Source organism: Virgisporangium aliadipatigenens (assembly GCF_016863615.1).
In the GTDB taxonomy this organism is placed as follows: domain Bacteria; phylum Actinomycetota; class Actinomycetes; order Mycobacteriales; family Micromonosporaceae; genus Virgisporangium; species Virgisporangium aliadipatigenens.
In genome coordinates, this window is record NZ_BOPF01000016.1 from 44,887 (window position 1) to 66,581 (window position 21,695).

General features: G+C 74.3%; 3 protein-coding genes. All 3 read right to left on the reverse strand.

The annotated features are described in order from the left end of the window. Nucleotides 1-36: 36 nt before the first annotated feature. The 3 genes from Val02_RS22545 to Val02_RS22555 all read right to left on the reverse strand — a co-directional run bounded on the left by Val02_RS22545 (nt 37) and on the right by Val02_RS22555 (nt 21,673). Complete coding sequence (locus tag Val02_RS22545; protein WP_203901157.1) at nt 37-18,741, reverse strand: alpha/beta hydrolase; 18,705 nt, start codon at nt 18,739-18,741, stop codon at nt 37-39. A gap of 65 nt (nt 18,742-18,806) precedes the next feature. After that, nucleotides 18,807-21,290 carry a hypothetical protein gene (locus Val02_RS22550; RefSeq protein WP_203901158.1) on the reverse strand — a complete coding sequence of 828 codons (2,484 nt, stop codon included), beginning with the start codon at nt 21,288-21,290 and terminating at the stop codon, nt 18,807-18,809. 71 nt (nt 21,291-21,361) lie between these two features. Beyond that, nucleotides 21,362-21,673, reverse strand: a complete 312-nt coding sequence (locus Val02_RS22555; protein ID WP_203901159.1) for a YbaB/EbfC family nucleoid-associated protein — start codon at nt 21,671-21,673, stop codon at nt 21,362-21,364. Nucleotides 21,674-21,695: the final 22 nt, after the last annotated feature.

Here is a 21,695-nt window from a genome sequence, read left to right on the forward strand (position 1 = left end):
CTGGTCCCGGCACTACGTACGCCGGCGCGGTTCGGTTCACGACTGCGGCGGTTGCTGTGACGCCGGCAGGAAACGGCAGTGCACGACCATCTCGCTGACGGTGTGCAGGACGGACTGCGTCTGCCGATCGGACCGGCTGTCCATGATCTGGATCACGCGGCCGACCCACAGCGCCTTCGCCGCCGGGTCGTCCAGCTCCTTCGCGACCGTCGCGATGGCCGCGTCCGCCAGGTCCCGCCGGCCGTGCCGCAGATGTTCGAACGCCGCCGAGATGGCCTGCACGACGAGCGGGTTCCCGCCGGTGCCGTCCAACGCGGTCAGCTGGTCGTGCACCGACTCACGCGCGTCGGGCGCCGGTGCGGTGGACGGGACACCGGTGCCCTGCGAGGTGGCGAGCACCGGCCGACCGAACGCGGGCGTGCCCCGGCCGGTCGGCGGCGCCGGGCTGGCCGGTGCCGCCGGTGTCGTCGACCGGTTCCACCAGCTGCTGATGCCCGACGTGAAGTCGTTGAACCGGGCGGCGTTCGACCGGCCGGGCACCTGCTGCGGCACGGTGGTCTCCGCCGGGGTGACGTCGCCGTGCCGCCCCGCGACGACGTGGCCCACGTTCGTCAGCGAACGGGTGCCGGGCGCGTAGTAGGAGACGTGCCCCGACGCGTCCTTCTTCCCACCCGCGGTGCCGAACCGGAACGCGTCGGCGAACGTCGCCGGGTCGGGGCCGTGATAGCCGACGTACGAGACCGCGTCACCGGGTGCCCGGGCGGTGTACAGCCGGCTGCCCGGCGCCAGGCCCAGGTCGGCGGCGGAACGGATGTTCGTGCCGATGCCGGGGGAGCCCATCAGCACCACGTTGTCGAACGGCGTCCCGTCCCGCAGCGCGTACGAGGTGACCAGCGTGCCGTAGCTGTGCGCGGACACCGTCACCGTCGCACCGGGCGCCAGTTCCGCCTGCAGCCCGGCCCGGAACTCCCGCAGCAGCGCGCCGCCCTCCTTCGCGGCCGCCACCGTCATCGCGTCGGCGTGCTGCGGCGACCGGTAGCCGAGCCAGGCGATCGTGGCGGTCTGCCCGGGGCCGGCGAGGTTGCGGACGTTGTCGGCGCTCGCCACCAGGGTCGGGTACCGGTTGAGGCCGCCGAGCATGCCGGGGACCAGCACCCCCACCCGGCCGGCCGTCGCGAGGTCGCCGCGCACCTCGACCACCCGGCCCGGCCACGCGGGGTCGAACGTGAGGATCTGGCGCGGCACCATCCGCCGGCCCGGTTCGCCGTCCGGGCCGACGACCCAGGTCTCCACGCCCTCCAGCAGTTTGCGCATCGCGTCGCGCACGGCGGGGTTCGACGTCCGGGCGGCGCGCGCCGCGATCCGCTGCTGGTTGGCCGCGAACCGCAGCGGGTACGGCGCGCCCTCGAGGTTGCCGACGAGGTCGGGAACGTTCGTCGCCAGGCCGGTGGCGACGTCCTGCGGGACACCGTCGAAGAACCGCCGCACCGCCGTCACCCGCGCCTCCGGGGTGCTCGTGCGCAGCGCGTCGAGCAGGGCGCGCAGCGCGGCCTCGGCCTGCGGCACCGTGCCGACGGCCCGCTGCGGCACGCTCGGCGGGTCCGGCCGGGTGGCGAGGAAGTGCGTCGGGCCCTCGTTGCGGATCAGCGTCACCGTGCGGCGGCCGTCGCGCGGGTGCGCGTCGACCAGCCCGGCCGGGCGCAGCACCCGGATCCCGAGGTTCAGCCGGTCGGTGGCGAGCCGGGGGAGCAGGTCCACGATCCGCTCCGGGTCGGGACCGGTGGCGCGCAGCACGTTCACGGCGACGTGCGGTTCGATGCCGCCCAGCGCCTCCGCGTAGTCGGCGGTGTGCGCCGCCAGGTGGTCGGCGAACAGGTTCCGCAGCGTCGACTCGTCCACTGTGGACAGCCCGGTGAGGTCGGCCAGTTCGGCGCGGCCCACCGTGGTGATCAGCGCGGGGAAGAACGTGCTCCCGTCCTCCGGCACGACGGCGTCCAGGTGCAGCGCGTCCATCCGCAGCCACTGCCCCTGCGTCAGGTAGCGGAACTCGCGGCCGACGACCGGACGGTTCTGCGCCTCGGCGGCGGCGCCCACGGTCGGCGCCTCGGCCCGGGGGGCGACGGGGGTCGAGGACCCCTGGCCCGCCGTCAACGTGGTCCAGCCGTCCCGGAACCCGGAGCCGCCGGTGCGGGTCGGCAGCTGCTGCCCGTCGGTGGTCCCCAGGTGCACGCCGGTGGTCTCCGGCGTCTTGACCTCCGCGTGCGGAACGGCCCGCAGCGCCGGGACCGTGCCCTGCTGCGACTGCCGGATCGCGAACACGTAGCGCGGCGAGAACAGCGCCTCCGGGCGCAGGTTCGCCTGCTCCTGCTCGGACGCGGCGGTGTACGCGTTGCCCATCAGCGCGTCGTTGCCCGGGCGCGGGTTGCGCAGGTCGGTCAGGTTGGGCTCCGTCACGTGGCGGAACACGTCGATCAGCGTCTGCCCCTGCGGGATGTACTCGTCGTACAGGCCCAGCAGGTGCACGATCTCGTGCAGCAGGACGGTCAGCCGCAGCCCCGCCGGCCGGCCGGTCAGGCTGACCGGCCAGGTGCCGGAGTTCGCGTAGGTGCCGGCCTTGGCCATCTGCTGCGGGACGTCGATGACCCGCATCGCCTCGGCCGGGTCGTCGGTGAAGTCCAGCGCGATGTGGAACTGGTCGCCGTCCGGCGTCAGGAAGCGGCCGTTCACCTGGGCGACCGCCGTCTCGGCGAGCGCCTTCAGCTCGTCGACGGCCTCCTTCGACGCGCCCGCGCCGGCCTTCAGGTGCAGCCGCAGGTGGTGCACCCGCACGACGGTGCCGGGCTTGAGTTCCAGCCGGGCGAGGTCGTACCGCTGGGTCAGCGAGTGCTGGCGCAGCAGCGGTTCGGCGATGTCCTCGCCGTCGTAGACGTGCGCCCGCTGCCGGGAACTTCTGACCGGGACGGCGTGCCGCTTCAGCAGTTCCGACAGCCGCGCCGGGTCGATGTTCGTGACGGCCCGCTCCGGCGGCAGGCTCCACCAGCCGTTCTTCGTGGGGTCGGCGGTGTTGGTGCGCCACTCGCTGGCGTAGTCGAGCCGGATCGGGGTCGCGGCCGGGTCGGCGAAGAGGTTCACGCCGCTGAACCGGATGTCGACCGGCACGACCGAGGCGGGCGCCGGGCCCCTCTCCTTCCTGGCGACCGCCGGCAGGGTCCACGCCTGGTTCGGGACCGGGTCGGTGAGCCCGGTCGCCTGGATGATCCGCGCGACGGCGCGGGGCACCTCGTCGCCGGTGACGGGGAGGTTCTCCCGCGCCGCGTACGCCTCGATCGCCTCCGTCAGCGGCCCGGTCAGTTCCCGGACCAGGGTCTCCCGGACGGCGGTGAGGCGGGCCGGCGAGGTTTTGTACCGGTCGGTGTCGTATCCGACGACCGACAGCGCGGGCACCGTCGTCGGGAGGTCGACGCTCTTCGCGACCTGTTTGGCGAACGCGCTCAGGCGCCGCGCCGACTCGGCGTCGAGCGCGTCGCCGTCGAAGGTGAAGCGCAGCGTCGGCTCCTGCTGCCCGGTCGCCGGGCGGCCCTGCGGGGCGAGGTGCGCCGGTGCCGGTGTGCTGCCCACGCCCTTGTACGCGATCGCCAGGCCCCAGCGCGGCGGGCCGTTCTGCCCGGTGTGCAGGATGTGGCCGAGCATCGCCGACTCGGTCGTCACGATGAGGTCGCGCGGCACCCCGCGGTCGGCCTGCCGGGTCAGGTTCTCCCGGATCTGCCGTTCGAGGTATCGGGCGGCCTGCTCGGCGTAGTCCCGGCCGGCCTGCTCCAGCCCGTCGTGCGCGGCCCCGCCGACCGCGTACGCGACGACGGTGAACTGATGCGGCAGCAGGTCCGGGCTGCCCGGGAGCCCACCCGTCGGGGCCTCCTGGGTCGCCACGAACCACGCGTAGTTGCGCAGCTGGTCGAGGGTCTGCGGCTGGAGGCCGCCGCCGGCGACGTCGAGTTCGAGGTTGGTCGCCCGGCCCTTGGCCCACGCCTGCGGCCGGACGAGGTCCCGCTCGCGTTCGTTGCTGTAGTACTGCGTCGCGAGCGCGCCGGAGCCGAAACCGGTGCCGCTGCGGAACTCGGCGAGCTGCGGGATGCCGACCGCGGCCGCCCGGGCCCGCAACGCGTCGACCTGCGCGGTGATCGCGGCCTGCGCGGCGGACCGGCGGTCACCCACCACCACGCTGCTCGGCGAGAACCCGTGCCACAGCCGGTGCAGCTGCTGGCGCAGCACCTCCTCGGCGAAGTCCGCGGGCTGCTGCGGCGTCGAGCCGTGCGCCGCGTCGACGGTCAGCCGGACCGTCACGTCCACCGGCCGGCGGGGGGTCCTTTCGCGACCGCTCTGCATGCCGGTCCGGACCGGGGTGCTGCCGACGGTGACCTTGCCGGCGGCCCGGGTGGCCTCCGCCGGGTCGGCGTCCGGGCCGAGCGCGCGGTCCATCGCGGCGCCGCGCAGTTCCTTGGTGACGAGCGTGTGCAGGAACGCCGCGGCCGCCCGGTCGGCCGGCAGGTAGTCCGGGTCCGGGGTGACCATGCGCACGGAGAGGTCCGGTCCGCCGTTGGCGAGGTTCTGCGCCGCCGAGCGGGACAGGTCGGCGACGAGCCGCGCGACCCGGGAGTCGTCGCCGTCGTGCAGCCGCACCTGCGGCGTTCCCGAGCGCAGGTCGACCCGGAGGGTCACCTCGACGGTGCCGGGCGCGTGCCACGTGCCCCGGTCGAGACTCTCCGGGCCGTCGGACTCGGCCAGGACGGACGGGAGGGAACGGGTTCTGAGCGCCGAGATGAAGTCGCCCCACGCCTCCATCCGCTCCCCGGGTGCGTCGTCGAACTCGAGCGCCGTCACGTACTGCCCGCTCGGTGGCAGCAGCGGGTAGAGCAGCGAACGCATCGACGAGAACACCCCGCCGGAGTTCGCCGGCGCGGCCGAGCGGTCCACGGCGGCCCGGTAGTCGCTGTACGGAACGGTCGGCAGGTCCCGGATCTCGGCGACCTGGAGCCGTTCGATCTCGAACAGGTGCCGCGAGGCCATGAGGCGCACCGGGTCCAGGTTCGCCAACTGCTCCGGTGTGCCCAGTTGCCACCGGTTGCCCATGAGCTGGTCGTGGCCCGGGCGGGTGATCCGCAGTTCGGCGAGGGCGTCGCGCACCAGCTGCTTGAACGTCGACGCGTAGTTCGTCGTCCGGGCGAAGTACTCGTCGTCGAGCCCCAGCAGGTGCAGCAGTTCGTGCAGGAGAACGGTCTTCACGACGCCGCGCGGCAGCCGCAGCATCGACGCCGGCCAGTTGTCGGCCGAGGCGAGCACACCCTCCTTGAGGGCCTCGGCGGTCACGTTGACCACCCGGTCGGCCTGGGCGCGTTCCGGCACCAGGATCGGCGCGAAGTGGAACTGGTCCCCGCCGGGCAGCCGGAACCGGTGGTTGACGAGGTTGACGACCTCCTGCACCAGCCCGAGGATGCGGCGTTCGGTGGCCCCGTTGACGCCGGCTCCGCGCACGATGTGCAGCCGCGGCCGGAACACCTTGGTGAACCTGCCCGGCTCCGTCTCGATGCGCACCACGTCGTAGCGGCTGGAGTTGGTGCTGTGCGCCAGCGGCGCGAGCAGCGGGTTGGCGGAGGTCTGCACGTACGTGCGGTCGCGCGCCAGTTCGACGGTGCGCACCCGTGCGGCCAGGTCCGCGCCGAGCACCGGCCCGATGCGCCGCAGCTGCTGCCCGACCTCGAACGACGTCCGCTCGCGCGGCAGCGTCCACCAGCCGTTCCCGGCCACGCTCGTGGTGTCGGTGCGCCACGGGCTCAGGTACTCCAGTTTCGGCGGCGCGGTCGGGTCGGCCGGCAGGTGGCGTTCGCCGGTGCGCGTGGCGTTGTCGGCCAGCGGGTCGGTGTGCCCGGCGGTCGGGTCGGCCCGGTCCACGTTGCGGAACCGCACGTCCACCGGCAGCGGCCACGCCGGCGGCCGGCCGTCCCCGGCGTGTTCGCGCTGCTGCGTCGCGCTCAGCCGGAGCGGTTCGACGGTCCACTCGCGCCGCATGCCGATCGCGTCGAGCAGGCGGGTCACCTCGGGGTGCGCCTGCGCAACGCCGAGCTGGGCGGCGAGCGCCTCGCGGACGGTCTCCCGCAGCCGGTCGTGCGCGGCGGTCAGCTGCCGTTCGTCCGGGGTGGTCGCGGGGATCGCGGGCCGGCCGTCGACCGCCGGGTAGGCCGGTGACGAGTGCCCGACGAACTCCAGCACCGGCATCGGCGTACCGGCCCGGTCGTGGCGGATCGCGCTCGCCGCGACCGTGCGGGCGAAGGCGTCGATGCGGCGTTCGGACTCGGGGTCGACGCCGGTCGGGGCGGCGGTGTCGAACGTGAGCCGCACGATCGGCCGCGAGGTGCCCGGCGCGATGCGCCCGCCCGGAGCGAGGTGCGGCGGGGCGGGCAGGTCGCCGCTGCGCTTGTAGACGACCGCCATGCCCCAGCGCTGCGCGCTGCCCGGTGCGCCCGGAACGAGGGTGCCGAGCGTGTCCGCCTTCGTGGTGACGATGAGGTCCCGCGGGGTGTCGCCGCGCTGGAGCAGGCTCAGCCGCCGGCGGATTCCCTTCTCCAGCATCGCGGCGGCCTTGGCGGCCAGTTCGCGGCCGGCGTTGTCGGCGCCGTCGGCCCCGCCGACCGCGTAGGTGAGCACCACCAGTTCCTGCGGGACGCCGCCCGGGCTGGCGATGTCCTCGTCGCCCAGGTCCTGCACGGCGAAGTGCACCAGGCGGTTGATCGTCTCGATCGTGGCCGGCTGCAGGTCGCCGTCGACCTGGTGCAGCTGGACGTGGGTGGCCTCCTCGCTCCACAGGTACGGCTGGAGCAGCTTCTCCTGCTGCCGGTTCGTCGCCCAGCGCATCTGGGAGCCGGTCGGCGCCGGTTGGACCTTGAGGGCGAACGGGCCGCGTTCGTAGGTGAGTCCGTACTCGTCGGCCTTGGCGCGCCACCGGTCGGTCAACGTGTCGAACCGTTGCCGCACCTGCGGGACGGCCGCCTGCGGGACCAGCGCGGTGCCGGCGGCCGGGATCCCGGACCACAGCCGCCGGAAGCCGTCCGTGAGCACCGTCGTGGCCGCGGCGTCCGGCGCCGCCGGCAGGACGGCCTGCTGCCAGCCGTCGATCTGCAGCGTGAACGGCAGGAACGGGCTGTCGGCCGGCATCCGGACGGCGACGGCCTCCTGCCACGCGTCCGGCAGCGTGATGCGCTCCAGCACGGCGTCGACCCGCTCCGGGGTGGCGTCCGCGCCGAGCGCGCGCGGAACGGTCACCTCGCGCAGTTCCGTGCGCAACGTGTCGACCATGTGGGTCACCACGGCCGCGCCCGGTGCGGTGCCGTCCGGCGTGTACGCGGTGAGGCTCACGCTCGTGCGGGGGCCGCCGGTGCGGAAGCGTTCGACCGCCAGCACCGCCAGTTCCTCGGCCACCCGCGCCATGCGGCCCACCGAGGTCGGATCGAGTGCCACGGTCGGCCGGGCGGTGAAGAACATGCGCATCTTGCCCGGCGCCGTCCACGTGTCCGGCAGTTGCGACACCCGCCGGGCCACCGTGGCGGGGTCGATCTGTTCGACGTTCACGCCGGTGAGGTGCTGCAGGTCCGGAACGTGCTGGGTGTGCACGTCCAGGACGTTCTGGCCCGGCTCCAGCGTCACGTCGCGGGTGGACTCCGCCGGCGGCGGCGCGAACGGCCGCACCGGCGCGCCGACGGCGTTCGTCAGCACGCGGTCGAGGGCGTGCAGGTAGCGCGGCATGAGCAGGTCCCGCGCCCGGGGGTACGCGACGTTCGGCCCGTAGTCGCCGATGACGCCCATCAGGTCGGTCCGGTCGACCCGCCGCGCCCGGTAGCCGTACCCCGGCCCCCGGTCGTTGCGGAACGGCTGGAGGAACTTCTGCGTGCGGGAGATGTACTCGTCGTCGAGGCCCATCAGGTGCATGAGCTCGTGCAGGAGGATCAGCCTCGCCCGGGCGGCCGGCAGCCCGGACAGCGTGCCCGGCCAGTTGTCGTGGCTGGCGAGCGCCCCGGCCGCGAGGGGCCGCTTGCTGAGCCGCACCGTGTTCGTCGCCTTCGCCGGGTCGTCGACGAACTCCAGCGTCAGGTGGAACTGGTCGCCGTTCGGCAGCCGGAAGCGGTGGTTGATGTCGGCGACGGCCTCCAGCGCCATCTTCTTCAGGTCGTTCTCGATCACGCGGCTGACGTCGTCCACGCGCTCCAGATAGATGCGTTGGTGGAACGCGCGCACGACCTTGCCGGGCGCGAACTCGACCCGGGTCACGTCGTACCGGTGGCGCATCGGGACGGTGACCAGACTGCGCACCCCGAGCCCCGCGGAGGCGTTCACATGAGGCTCGTCGACGGAGAAGTCGACGGCGCGGGTGGCCTCCGGGGCCAGCGCGGCGACGGAACGCAGCCGCACGTCGACGTCGGTGACGAGCGCGTCGGCGGGCACCTGCCACCAGCCGGCGGCCCCGGGCCGGACCCGGCTGGTGCGCCACGGGTTGAGGTAGTCCAGCAGCGGCGGGGTCTCCCGGTCGTTGCCCGGATCCAGGTGCACGCCGCCGAAGTGCAGGTCGAACGGCACCGGGTGGGAGTCCGGGTGGACCGTCGAGGGGCGCTTCGGCGCCGGCCAGCGCTCCGGCGGCGCCTCGGTGACCGTGAAGTTGCGCATCTTGCCGTCGGCCGCGCGGATCGCCTCGTCGGGCGTCATCGCCTTGCCCCGGTTGCGGGCCCACTGCAGCGTGGCCGTGACGATCGCGTCGTGCGTCGCGGCGCGCAGGTACCCGGTGACCGCCGCGGCCCGCGCGTCGTCCAGAGCCCGGTCGCCGGTCTCGAACGGCCGCAGCGACAGATACGGCCGCTCACCCCGGCGCAGCGTGCCGGCGACCCGTTCGGCGAACGTGTCGAGGCGCATCAGCGAGTCGTGGTCGAGCCGGCCGTCCGCGTCGAACGTGAGCCGCACCAGCGGCCGCGGCTCACCGGTGCCGAGCGAGCCGCCGGGCGTCAGGTGCGGCGGCACGGCGGCGTCGACCGGCCCGGTGTACCTGATCGCGATGCCCCACCGCGTCGGCCCACCGTCCGCCCCGAGAACGTGCCCCAGCGTCGCGGTCCTCGTGGTGACCGCCAGCGTGCGCGCAACGCCCTGCGTGACCTGCTCGGTCAGCAGCGCCCGCAGTTCCCGCAGGAATGTCTCGGCGGCCAGCTCCGCGTACCGCGCGCCGGTCGCCGCGTCGACGTCCGACGGCCGGCCGCCGACGGCGTAGGAGACCACCGCGAACCCGTGCGGCACGCCGTCCGGGCTCTCCGGGCGGGTGCGCGTCACGTCGTGCTGGATCGCGGCGAGGCCCGCCAGGGTGCGCAGCTGGTCGAGGGTGGACGGCAGGAGGCCGCCGCCGGCGGTGCGCAGTTCGAGGTGGGTGACGCCGGCGTGCCACACCTGCGGGGTGGACAGTGCGGTGACGCGCTGGTTCGCCGTCCAGCGCAGCGTGTCCGCGGCGGCGCCGTCGAACGCCTGCACCCGCAGGTCCACGAAGCCGTCGAGGCCGAGCGCGGCGGCCCGGTCGTTGAGGTCGGCGGCGGCGTCGCGCACGGCGTTCAGGGTCGTGGCGGGGGTGTCGCCGGGGACCTCGCCGACGGCGGCGAAGCCGTCCCACAGCCGCCGCAGGCCCTGGCGCATCGCGTCGGGCGCGAACGTCGGCGCGGCGGTCGGCACCGGCGCGTGCCAGTTGTCCGCCGTGACCCGCACGTTCACCCTGGTCGGGCCGGTCACCGGGTGGCGCCGGTACATCCCGGCGTCGCGTTGCACGGCGTCGGCGACGTCGACGGCGGCGGCGATCCGCCGCACCAGTTCCGGCGTCGCCGCGTCGCCGAGGGCGCGCTCCAGCTCGGCGGGAAGTTCGGTCCGGATCAGGTCGCGCAGGTAGCCCGCCGCGGCCGCGTCCAGGTCGCGCGTGCTCGAGTACTCGCCGGTGAACCGCAGCGCCGGCATCGGCCCGCCGGCGCGGTGACGTTCGACGGCAAGATCTGCCAGTGCGGCGACGAACCGGGACAGCCGCCGATCGGCGGTGGCCGGACGGACTCCGTCCGTGGCGGCGGGGTCGACGGTCAGCTCCAGGCGCAGCACGCCGGGCGCCGCCCACGCCCGGTCGTCCAGGGCGCGGGCGTACGCCGTCGCGTCGACCAGGTCGTCGAGGGAACGGGCGCCAGCCGGCGCGGTCCCGCCCGGCGCCGGCATGGCCCGGTCCAGCTCCATGCCGTGATCGACCTCGACCCGCGGCGACCGGCGCAGGTCGACGCCGGGGCGGTAAACGGCCTGACCCCGCTCGTCGATCACCCGGCTGACGTGCAGGGTGCCCCGCGGCTTCGCGCCCACCGGGTCGAACTCGCGCGCGATGCCGTCGGTGTGCACGACGATCGTGGTCTTGAGCGCCCGCGCCAGGGCCTGGGCGACGACGTCGTGCGCCGAGCCGAGCTTGACCACCTCGTCGGCGTCGACGTCCCGGGAACGGGCGCCGCCGGCCGGGACGGGCGCCAGCGCGGCCGTGACGAAGTGGCCGTACTCGTAGGGCGTGTCGGTGCGGATCTCGGTGAGCCGCATCAGCTGGTACTGGTCGCGGTGGGTGCGCAGCGTCGTGGTGCGCAGCCCCTCGGGGTCGGTCTCGTCCAGCTGCGCCGCGACGGCGTGGTAGATCGAGCGCGGGTCCAGCGCGGGCGCGTCGCGGGTCAGCGTGGCCAGCGCGTCGGCGAACTCCTGCGCGATCCGCGCCGGCAGCGTCGTGGCCGCCAGCAGGTGCCCGCCGATGAGCCGCTGCCCGGCGGCCAGGCCGATGCCGCGTGCGGGCGCCATCGGGTCCGGGTCGCCGACGCGGTCGTCGTCGCCGGGCCCCGGCGTGGAGATCGTCGGGTTCAGCCGGTTGGCCGGGTCGGCGCCGAGGTTGCGCTGCTGGCCGGCGGGCATCGAGGTGCGCCAGTCCGGCTGCGGCGCGGTGCCCGGCGGCTGCCGGTACGGCGTCGTGGGGTCCTGGCGGACCGCGTTGGTGCGCAGGCTGTTCTCGTAGCGGTACAGCTGGGTGCCGCGCTCGGCGTAGAAGCGGTTCGCGACCGGGTTGAGGTTGGCGTGGCTCTGCGGGACCCAGCCCTCCAACGCGAACGTCGAGGCGATGCGGACCAGGTCGGTGGGGGTCGAGCCCTGCTGGTAGGCCGGGATGAACGCCCGACCGCGGCTGCGGTGCGTGTAGTTCTGCGCGGCCACCTGGAGATCGCCGGTGCGCGTGGTCTCGTCGAGGGCCGCCGGCGTCGGGGCGCCGAGGCTGGTGGCCAGTTCCCGGCCGTAGGCCTCCTGCATCCGTTCGGCCAGGTGGGTGAACTCGGCGTTGCCGTCGCCGAAGCGCAGCTCCGGGTCGCCGAGCAGGAGCAGGCCGTCGACGATGAGGCCGGTCTCCGGCGAGTAGGGCAGCAGCGGGTGGATCTTCGCCTGTTCGTCGCGGGCGGCCATGTCCTGGCGCATCGCGCGCCCGAAGTCCGCCAGGAACTGCTCCGGCCGGTCCAGCTTCGCCAGCGCGGCCTGCGCGTCGGCGAGCGGGTTGCTGCCGTCGTGGGTGCGCGGGCGCTTGCGGCGCAGGTTGTTGATCCGGGCCTGGATCCGCGCCCGCACGCCCTCGACGAGCGCGTCGGTGTCGCCGATGCGGTACCCGCCCGCGAACATCATCGGCCGCGCCGGCCGCACCGGCCTCGGTTCGGCGGTCTCGTCGTCGGAGTCGACCTCGACCATGCCGAGCGTGCCGTCCGGGTCGAACTCGGCCATGTACGCGAACTGGTCGAAGACGTGCCGCCCGGTCGGGGTGATCCGCGAGCCCGCGTCGAAGTCCTGGAACGCCACGTACGGGTAGTAGTTGTGCCCGGCGACGCCCTGGATCGCGGCCACGTTCTCGGGCGAGTTCAGGACGGCGTTGCGGGCCCGGCCGTACGGGAAGTCGTTGTCCAGCGAGCCGACGGCGTGCCCGACGACGGCGATCGGCGCGTCGATCCCCGACACCAGGTTCATCGCCTCGGCGACGGCGCTGTAGAGCCGCGCGTCCGGCTGGTCCCGCTGCGAGTTGACCCCGATGACGAACGCCACCCGGGTCCCCTCCGCCAGCCCGTTCAGCACGGCCTCGACGAACTGCGGGATCCTCGACACCTGCGCGGCCGGCACGGTGGTGTTGACGACGAACGCGATCGGCCGGCGCGCGTCGGTGAGCCGCTTGCCGAAATCCTGGTAGACCTCCGGCCCGATCTCGAACTGCCGCCGCGCCAGCTGCGCGAAGCCCGCGTTGTGCCCGCCCTCGACCCGGACCGGCTCCGGCGCGTCGAGGTCCATCTCCGCCACGGGGTACCGCGACGACGCGCCGGAGGGCAGCGTCATGGGCGACGACCAGATGGAACCGCCCATGCTGATGCCGAGGCCGGTGAACCCGGGGGTGGACGGCGGAAGGCTGAAGATCGGCTTCGGCGCGTTCCGGATGGTGTCGTGCGACAGCGCCGGCAGCGTGCCGACCTTGTCGTTCACCAGGTACGGGATCTTCCACATGTAGCGCGGCGCCAGCAGGTCGGCGGCGCGCACGTTCGGGTCCTGGGACCACGCGTTGCCCATCAGGTCGGTGTTCACCGGGCGGGGGCTGCGCGCCGGCGACATTTCGCCGCTGTAGGTGAAGCGGTTCGGGGCGACCCAGGCGTCGGTGTTCGACGGGTACTCGTCGGGCAGGCCGAGCAGGTGCATCAGCTCGTGGAGCAGCACCGCGACGCGGATGTTCGGGGCCAGGTTCAGCAGCGACGCCGGCCAGTTGTTGGACGTGGCGAGGACGCCCGGCATCACCGCGTCGGGCGTCACCAGCACCGTGTGCGTCGCCTGCCGCGGGTCGGTGACGAAGTCGAGGTCGAGGTGGAACTGGTCGCCGTCGGCCGTGCGCCAGCGGTGGTTCGCCTCGGCGGCGGCCTGCCGCGCGAGCTGCTGGAGCTGGAACGGCACGCTCAGGGCGACGCCCGGCTGGGTGCGCAGGAAGACGCGTACCCGGTGGACGCGCACGAACTTGCCGGGCTCCACCTCGGCCCGCAGCACGCCGAAGGTGCTCTCGTGCGAGCCGTCGGCCAGCGCCGGCTTGGTGAGGCCGGCGTTGCGGTTCGCCATCGGCCGGGTGGGGGCGATGGTCACGTCGCGGAACTTGTCCCGCAGGAAGGTGCTGTAGGTGTTCAGGAAGTTCGGGACGTCGGCGACGGCCCGGCCGAGCGGCATCCGCCACCAGATCGGGTCGGGCGCCTCCGCCGACGCGACCCGCCACGGGTTGAGGAACTCCAGGGCGGGTGCCCGCGAGACGTCCCGCGGGGCGATGTCGACGTTCTGGAACCAGATGTCCAGCGGCACCGGCGAGGAGCGCGGGCCGGCGAGCAGCGGGCGGTCCGGGGCCTGCCAGGGCAGGTCGCCCGAGCCGATCACGATCCGGCCGGCGAGCATCCGGGCGGCCGCGTCGAGCTGGTTCACCGACATGGCGCGGCCGGCGTCGGTGCCGGCGATCTGGCGCCGGAACGCGAGCGCGGTCAGTTCCTTGACGAGCGTCTCCACCTGGGCGGTGCGGGCCTTGGCGGCGGGGTCCCCGGCGGGGAGCCGGTTGACCAGCGCCACCTTCGGCCACTCCTGCTGCGGCTGGGCGAGGCGCACCATGGTCGACTGCACCAGCCGGTTGATGAACCACTCCAGCCGTTCCCGCGACGCGCCGTCGAGCTTCTCGGGGCTGAGCGCCCGGGCCCGTTCGAACGTCAGCCGGACCAACGGCCGCTGCTCGCCGGTGCTGATCGAGCCGTGCGGCGTGAGGTGCGGCGGGACCGCCTCGGTGCCGGGGCCGGTGTAGGCGATGGCGACGCCCCACCGGGCCGGGCCGGCGTCGGCATCGCCGGGGAACAGCTGCCCGAGCGTCGCACTCTTCGCGGTGACGGCGAGGGTGCGTGCGATGCCGTGCTCGACCTGCATGGTGAGCAGTTCGCGCACCTCGTGCTCGAGGAGTGCGGCGACCCGTTCGGCGTGCTGCCGGCCGGCGTCGGCGTGCGCGGCGTCCGGGGCGCCGCCGATCGCGTAGGTGAGCACCGTGAACGTGTGCGGGATGTCGCCGGTGCTGGCGGGCAGGCTGCCGTCCGGGTTGCGGGTCGTGGCGATGAGCCAGGCGACGTCCTTCAGCTGCCGCACGGTGGTGGGCTGCGGCGCGCCGCCGGCCGTGTTCAGCGCGAGGTGGGCGACGGAGTCGCGGTCCCACATGCGCGGCTCGTTGAGCTCGTCGTCGCCGCCGACGTTCGGGTTCCACCGCATGCCGGTGCCGGTGCCGGCGGTGCGGGTGACGTCGACGGTGGCGAGCTTCGGGAGGCCGAACGCGCGGGCGCGGTCGTTCAGCGCGTCGAGCCGCTGCTGCACGGCGTCGCCGATCATCGCGACGCGGCCGGTCGGTCCCACGATCTCCAGGTTCGGCGCGAAGCCGTCCCACAGCTGGTGCATGGCCTGGCGCATGGCGTCGTCGGCGTACTCGCCCGGGGAGTCGCCGTCCAGGCGGGGCAGCCACTCGGTGACGGTCAGCGTGACGGGCAGGCTCTGCACCAGCGACGCCGACGGCTGCGATCCGAGCTTGGGGGCCGGGGTCTGGCGCAGGGTGGGCGAGATCTTCACCCGCGCGCCGACCTGCCGGACCTGTTCGGCGGTCTGTGTCTCGGCCGTCTCGCGCGCCGTGCGGGCCGCCTCGGCCGCCTGCCTGAGCGCCTCCCGTTCCTCCGGCGAGCCCGGGAACCGCGGCTCCTGGCGCGGCGGCTGCGGGGCGTCCAGCCCGAGCGCGCGCCGCATCGGGTCGCCGGTCAGCGCCCCGGTGAACGTGTCGACCAGGAACCTGCTCGCGAGCTGATTGATCATCGGGTTGCTGCTGCCGTCGCCGAACGACACCGCGGGCATGTCGCCGCCGTCGCGGTGCCGCTGCGCCGCGGTCTGCACGAGCGCGGCGAGCATCCGGTGGAACGCCGGCGCGTCCCGCTCGGCGATCGAGACCGCCCGGGTGGCCCGGTCGATCTGCAGGGTGACCTGCAGCTTGCCCGGGGTCCACCAGTTGTTGCCGTGCAGCGGGCGGCTGTTCGGCCGGGGCAGAACGTCCTCCAGCCGCTTCGGCTGCGCGGCTGCGGCCGACGACGGGCCGCCCAGGTGCAGGCCGCTCGGCTGCTCGGCGGGGTCCTCCAGGTGACCGGTGAGGCCGAACGTGAACCGCGACAGCGCGTCGCGCACGGCCGACAGGCCGGTGGGCTCGGCGGGCGGCTCGTGCACGGCGGCCCGCGTGTACGCGTCGAACGGCAGCGTCGGCACCGGGCCGCTCGCGGCCAGCTGCATGCGTTCGACCTCGTAGAGGTGCCGCACCGACAGCAGCCGGATCGGGTCCAGCAGCCGCAACTGCTCGGGCGTCCCGCGCAGGAACGTGTTGCCCATGAGCTGGCCGTGCCCGGGCCGCTCGACGCGCACCTCGGCGAGCGGCCCCTCGACCAGGCTGCGGAAGATCGCCTGGAAGTGCTGCGAACGGGTCAGGTACTCGTCGTCGAGCTGCAACAGGTGCAGCAGTTCGTGCAGGAACACGGTGCGGATCAGCCCGGCGCCGGCGCGGTCCAGCACGCTCGCCGGCCAGTTGTCGGCGGCGGCGACGGTGTTCCTGCGCAGCGGGTTCTTCGTGACGCGCACGACCCGGTCGGCGTCCTCGGGCCGGTCGACGAACTCCAGCGCGAAGTGGAACTGGTCGCCGTTGGGCAGCCGGAAGCGTTCGTTGATCGCCGCCAGGCTCTCCCGGACGACCTCCACGATCCGGTTCTGCGTGCTGCGGGAGACGTCCGGGTCGCGCCGCAGGTACAGCTTCGGCCGGTAGATCTTGACGAACCGGCCCGGTTCCAGTTCGGCGCGCAGCACCGAGAACGAGTTGTGCGCGGCGGCACCGGAGACGCTCGGGTAGTGCGTCCGGTCGGAGACGTTCGCGAAGCGCGTGATGCGGTCGTTGTCCACGGTCGCCACGTAGCCCGCCGCGTCGCCGAACCCGGGCCCGAGCCGCGCGATCCGTTCGTCGACGCCGCGCACCAGCTTGTGCGGCGGCACGTGCCACCAGCCGTTCTCCAGGGCGCTGACGGTGCTGGTCCGCCACGGGCTGTTGTAGTCCAGCCGGTGCACGTGGCCGGGGTCCTCCGTCGCCGGCGAACCGGGCCGGGAGTTGGGGTTGCTGCTCTCGTCGCGGGGCAGCCGGGCCGGGTCGCCCACCCGGTTCGGCAGCGTCACGTTGCTGAACCGGATGTCGACCGGCAGCGGCCACCACGGCGTGTCCCCGCCGGCCGTGGTCAGCTTCTTCTCGGCCGGCGACAGGCGCAGCTGTTCGGTGCCGCCCGGGCCCATCCCGATCTCGCGCAGCACCCGCTGCACCCGCGGGTCGTCCTCGGCCAGCGTCCGGTCCCCGAACTCGGTGCGCAGCGCGACGACCAGCGCCTCGGTGAGCGCCTCCGCCATACTCGCGCGCACGGTCGTGACCTGCTTGGCGTTCGGGCTCGACGCGGGGACCGCGGGCCACTCGGGACCGGCGTCGTAGGCGATCGAGGTGTAGGAGACGAACGACAGGCGCGGCATCTCCTCCCGCGCCCTCATCCGGCGGATGGCCTCGTCGGCGACGATCCGCGCGAAGCGGTCCATCCGGGTGCGCGACGCGTCGTCGAGCAGGTCCGGCTGCCCGCTCGCGAACGTCATCCGCACCGTCGGCTGGTTGTGCGGCACCGCCAGCAGGCTGCCCGGCAGGTTGATCTCGGCGACCGGTTGGGTCGAGATGCCCTTGTACGCCACCGCGACCCCGAACCGGGGCGCGCCGCTGCCGGCCGGGCCGGGCACCAGCGACCCGATCGTCGCCGGGGTGAACGTCACCGTCAGGTTGCGCGGGTTGCCGTCGCGTTCCAGGACGGTCAGCTGGCGGAGCACCTCGCGGTGCAGCATCCGGGCGGCCTCGTCGGCGAGATCCTGCCCGGCCCGGTCGAGCGGCGTGCCCGGATCCCCGCCGATCGCGTACGTGACCACGCTGAACTCGTGCGGCTGCAGGCCGGTGCCGTCGGGCAGGCCGGTGCTGTGCGCGATGTAGTGGGCGAGCCGGTAGAGCTGGGTCGTCGTGGACGCGTTGAGCCGGTGCCGGGGGCCGGTCTCGTTCTCGGCGAAGAGCGGCCGGACGCTGTCGTGCGCCTGGCCCGTCAGGTCGGAGCGGACGTGGTTCAGCTCCAGGTGGGTGACCGCTCCGGACCACACGTCCGGCTCGCGCAGGGCCGCCGGCTGTGCGCCGCCCTGCCACCGGATCCAGCGCGCCTTCGGGTTCGGCGTCACGGTCAGGCTCAACGGGGCCAGGTCGCCGTGGAGGTGCGGTGCGGCGGCGGCGTTCCACCCCATCGTCGCGGTGTCGATCAGCTGTTGCATGCCGGTGGCCATCGCCGGCGGCACCTCGACGGTCCCGCCCGGCGCGAAGCCGGACCACATGCGGCGGAACGCGTCGCTGAGCACCGTGTCGGTGGCCCGCACGGTGTCGTCCGGCAGCAGCAACGACTGCCAGTCCTCGATCCGCACGCCCATGACGAGGTACCGGTCGTCGTCGGCGGCGGCGGACTGCTTCACCTGGGACCAGTCGGCGCCGATGGTGATGTCGCGGACGATCTCGTCGACCACCTCCGGCGACGCGTCGGGCCCCAACGCCCGCGGCACCACGAGGTCGGTCAGTTCCTGGCGCAGCATCTCGGCGAGCTGCGTGACGGGCAGCCGGTCCGGGGTGCTGCCGTCGGGGGTCAGCGCGATGAAGCTGATGCCCGGCATCTTCCCGCCGGTGAACCAGCGTTCGACCGCGAGGCGGCCGAGGTCCTCGGCGAGCCGGGCGAGGTTGCCGTACGACGGCGGCGCCAGGTACGTCTCCCGGCCGGGGCGGGCCGGGTCCACCGAGTCGCCGATCTCGTACAGCAGCGCCATGAGGCCCGGGGCGTTCCAGCGGTCGGGCAGCTGCTGCACGATCCGCTCGGCCGAGGCGGCGTTCTCCATGCGGTCGGTGTTGGGGTCGGCGAGCAGCTGCGCCAGCTCGGCCATCGACGGGACCCACTGCTCGGCGGCGGGCGGCCGGAGCGCCGGAGCCCGCGATCCGGTGGGCGGTGGCCCGAGGTGCACCCCGGAGGGCTCCGGCACCTGTGCGAGCAACTGCTCGACGGGTGGCTCGTCGACGAGCGCGGCCAGTTCCGGCGTGAGCGGCGCGACGGCCCACCGGCCGGGCATCACCTCCGACACCAGCGGGCTGCCCGGATCGGCGACCTGCGCGGCGTCCAGCTCCACCCGCAGCCCGAACCGGTCGGCGAAGCGCTGCGCGAGCGCGTTGTCGACGGGAACGCCCGCGCCGCTCAGGTTGATCAGCATGCGGTCCCGGGCGAGCTGCGGCAGGTTGTCCAGGAACGGCTTGAACAGGTCGGACGCCAGTTCCAGGTCGGACGGGTCGAGGAAGACCCGCGTGACGGCGTCGACCGGCGGCGCGTCGACGGCGTGCCGGTACGCGGCCGTCGTCTCGACCCGGTCCATCGCCCCGGCGTGCAGGTAGATGCCGGACTGCACCGGAACGATGCGGTCGTCGAGACACAGCGTGTCGACCAGCGGTGTCGGTGTCCCCACGTTCTGCCTCCTCGATGCCTGTGCTCAGCCGACCGTCCCGGTGCCCCGCGCCGCGGGGTGGCCGGTCAACAGCGCAGGACCTCCCGGATCAGCGCGTTGATCTCGTCGACGAACGCGGCGTTGCCGCTGTGCCTGTCGGCCAGCCCGCGCAGGTGGCGGAACCACGCGACACGGGCGCTGTAGCTGACGAACCGCGGCACCAGGGAGCGGTCGACGTCGTTCTTCCTGCCGCGGAGCGCCCTGGCGGCGGCGGTGATGATCGCGACGTCGGCGCGTTCGGCGTTGGTGCGGGTGACGGCCGCCGACAGGTCGGACATCGCACCCAGCAAGGCCGCGTCGGCGCCGGCGACGTTCCCGCTGAGGATCAGCCGGCGCTTGGCCGGGTCGGCGGCGGTCAGGTAGTTCACCGCCAGGTCGTACTTGCCGAGGGCGGCGAGCTGGAAAATGCCGCGCATCGAGACCAGCCGGGCCGTGATGGTCTTCGTCGCCGTGGCGATGCGGTAGTTCAGATGTTCCATCGCCGCCGGTGTGGACAGCACCTCCCGGTTGGCGGCGAACACCGCCAGCGCGTCCGGCCAGTCGGCCGCCGCCACCATCTCGGCGAGCGCCGGCACCTCGGCGTGCTGCGGGCGGGTCACCGGCCCCTGGCGCACCGGCGCCGACGGGGTGGGCGCCGGCTCCGGCGGCGTGTAGGCGTCGAGGTCGATCGGGTTGCCGGCCGGGTCGAGCGCGACGACGTGCACGCCGTCCTGCTTGAGCAGCGCCCCGTGGGTGTCCTGGACGTCGGCCGTGGCGCCGAAGAGGCCCGGCACCCGCGGGTCGGCCCACCGCGCGGTGACCGGACCGGCGCGGCCGTCGCCGACGATCCCGAACACGCGTGGGCCCTGCCGGCCGCCGGGCACGTGCACCCACACCGAGGCGCCGGGCTGCGACAGCACGAAGTTCCAGATGCGTCGCTCGTCGGAGAGCGGCCGGAAGGTGCCGCCCACCGCGCGCTCGGCGTCGGCCCGGGTGAGGTCGGTCGGCGGCGTCCCGTCGAACGTCGTCGGGTCGACCGGCTTGCCGTACAGCGCGGAGACCCCGCCGATCAGGTTGGCGAACCCGTCCGTGAGCGAGCCGGCGGGCACCGTGGCGGCCGTCGGCGTGACCTCGGCGGCCCAGGCCCCGTACCGGTCCACCGACGGGCCGGGCGGGGCGCCGGTGCGCGCGCTCTCCTCGGTGAGCCGCCGCTCGGCGGCGCGCACCGGCAGCAGCGGGTCGAGGTCGGCGGGGCGGGTCGCGGGCGGCGCGACGGACGGGCCGGCGACCGCCTCCAGCGGCCGGGTCAGCTCGTCCAGCGCGTTCGCGAACGGCGGGCGGGCCGCGCCCGTGAGCCCGGCCTGGTCGAGCCAGTCCCGCGCCGCGTCGGCGTCCGTCGCCGGGGCCAGCCGGCCCACCGCGTCGGCGGCCCACTGCGGCACGGTCCCGCCCTTGGCGAGCACCGCCGTGAACGCGCCCGCGACGGCCAGGTCGCGGACGATCTCCGGGTCGCGGCTCAGGTTCGGCACGGCGGCGCTGATCGCGGCGATCAACGACTGGACCCGCTCCGGCGGGGTGTCGCGCAGCAGCCCGCCCAGGAACGCCCGCCGCTGCGCCCCGTCCGGCAGCACCACCAGGTCGAACGCCTCGTCGGAGCCGACCCGCGGCGGATCGGCCGGGGCACCGTTCGGCGAACGCGGCGCGAAGTCCAGCCGGGCCCGCGGCGCGGCCGGTGCCGGTGGCGCCGTCAGGGTGCTGATCATCGGCGGCTTGGCACCCGGCGTCAGGACCCGCGCGTCGTCGTACGCGTGCAGCGCGGCCGACGCGTCGACCCGCCGCTCGTCGAGCGCCTCCGGCGGCACACGGGGCTGCGCGGCCGTCCGGTCCACCCCGGCGGCGAACGTGTCGAGCGCCGTGCCGAAGCGGGTCCACGCGTCGATGGCCGGCTTGTCGAAGTCGTCGACCCGCCCGGCCGTGGCGGTGTGCGCCTCGCGCAGCTTCCCGGCGAGCGAACGCAGGTCGGCGAGGCTCGTCGGGGTGAGCGGGTGGAGGCTGTCCGGCGTCGCGGTGACGGCCGTGCCCTCCGGCGGCAGGACGCGCGCGTGGTCGGCGAGGTCGGGCCGCGCGGTGGGCCGCCCGCCGGCGTCGGCGAACTGCACGTGCGGCGCGCTCAGGTCGGCGATCTCGCGGAACGGCACCCAGCCGACGCCGACCCGGAACCGCCGCGCGTAGTCCCGCGCGATCCGTTCGGTGACCCGCGTGCCGAGCTTGGTCAGGTCGAGCACCAGCTTCGCCCGAACGGGCTCCCGCTGGCTCTGCACGTACTCGGTGAGCAGCGTGGAGGCGCCGGCCTGGGGCGCCACGGTCACCCGGGTCACGCCGGGACGGCCGGGCAGGTCGAGGGCGTACCCGAAGGCGTCGTTCTGCAGCGGGTCGTCGATCGGGCCGGTGCGTAGGAAGACCCCGGACGGGACCGGGACGATGAAGTCGTCGACGCAGATCCTGTCCTTGGGGCGGGCCGGTCCGACCACGGTGCCTCCTCGTCGCCCGTACTGGAATCCCGCACAACGCGGTGCGCGGCGGGTCGGTTCAGCCGCTCAGGTCACCGATTCATCAGGTTCAGGTCGTCCGGCCCGAACGTCTCCCCGGCCTGCTCGTTGAGCTGGTGCGCGGCGTTGCGCAGGGCCTGCAGCACCAGGTCCTCCAGCACGTCGACCTGGTTCGGGTTCGCGACGGCGGGGTCGATGCGGATCTGGCCGAGGCCGCTGGCGCGCATGGTGACCGTGACCGCGCCGCTGCTGTCGGAGGCCGTCACGCTGAGCGCGCCCAGCGCGCTGAACACGTCCTCGAAGAGCCGCTGCACGCCGGCCGCGCGTTCGGCCAGTTCGCTCATGTTCGGCGGGTGGTACGTCATGCCTGCTCCTCGGGGTCGGGTG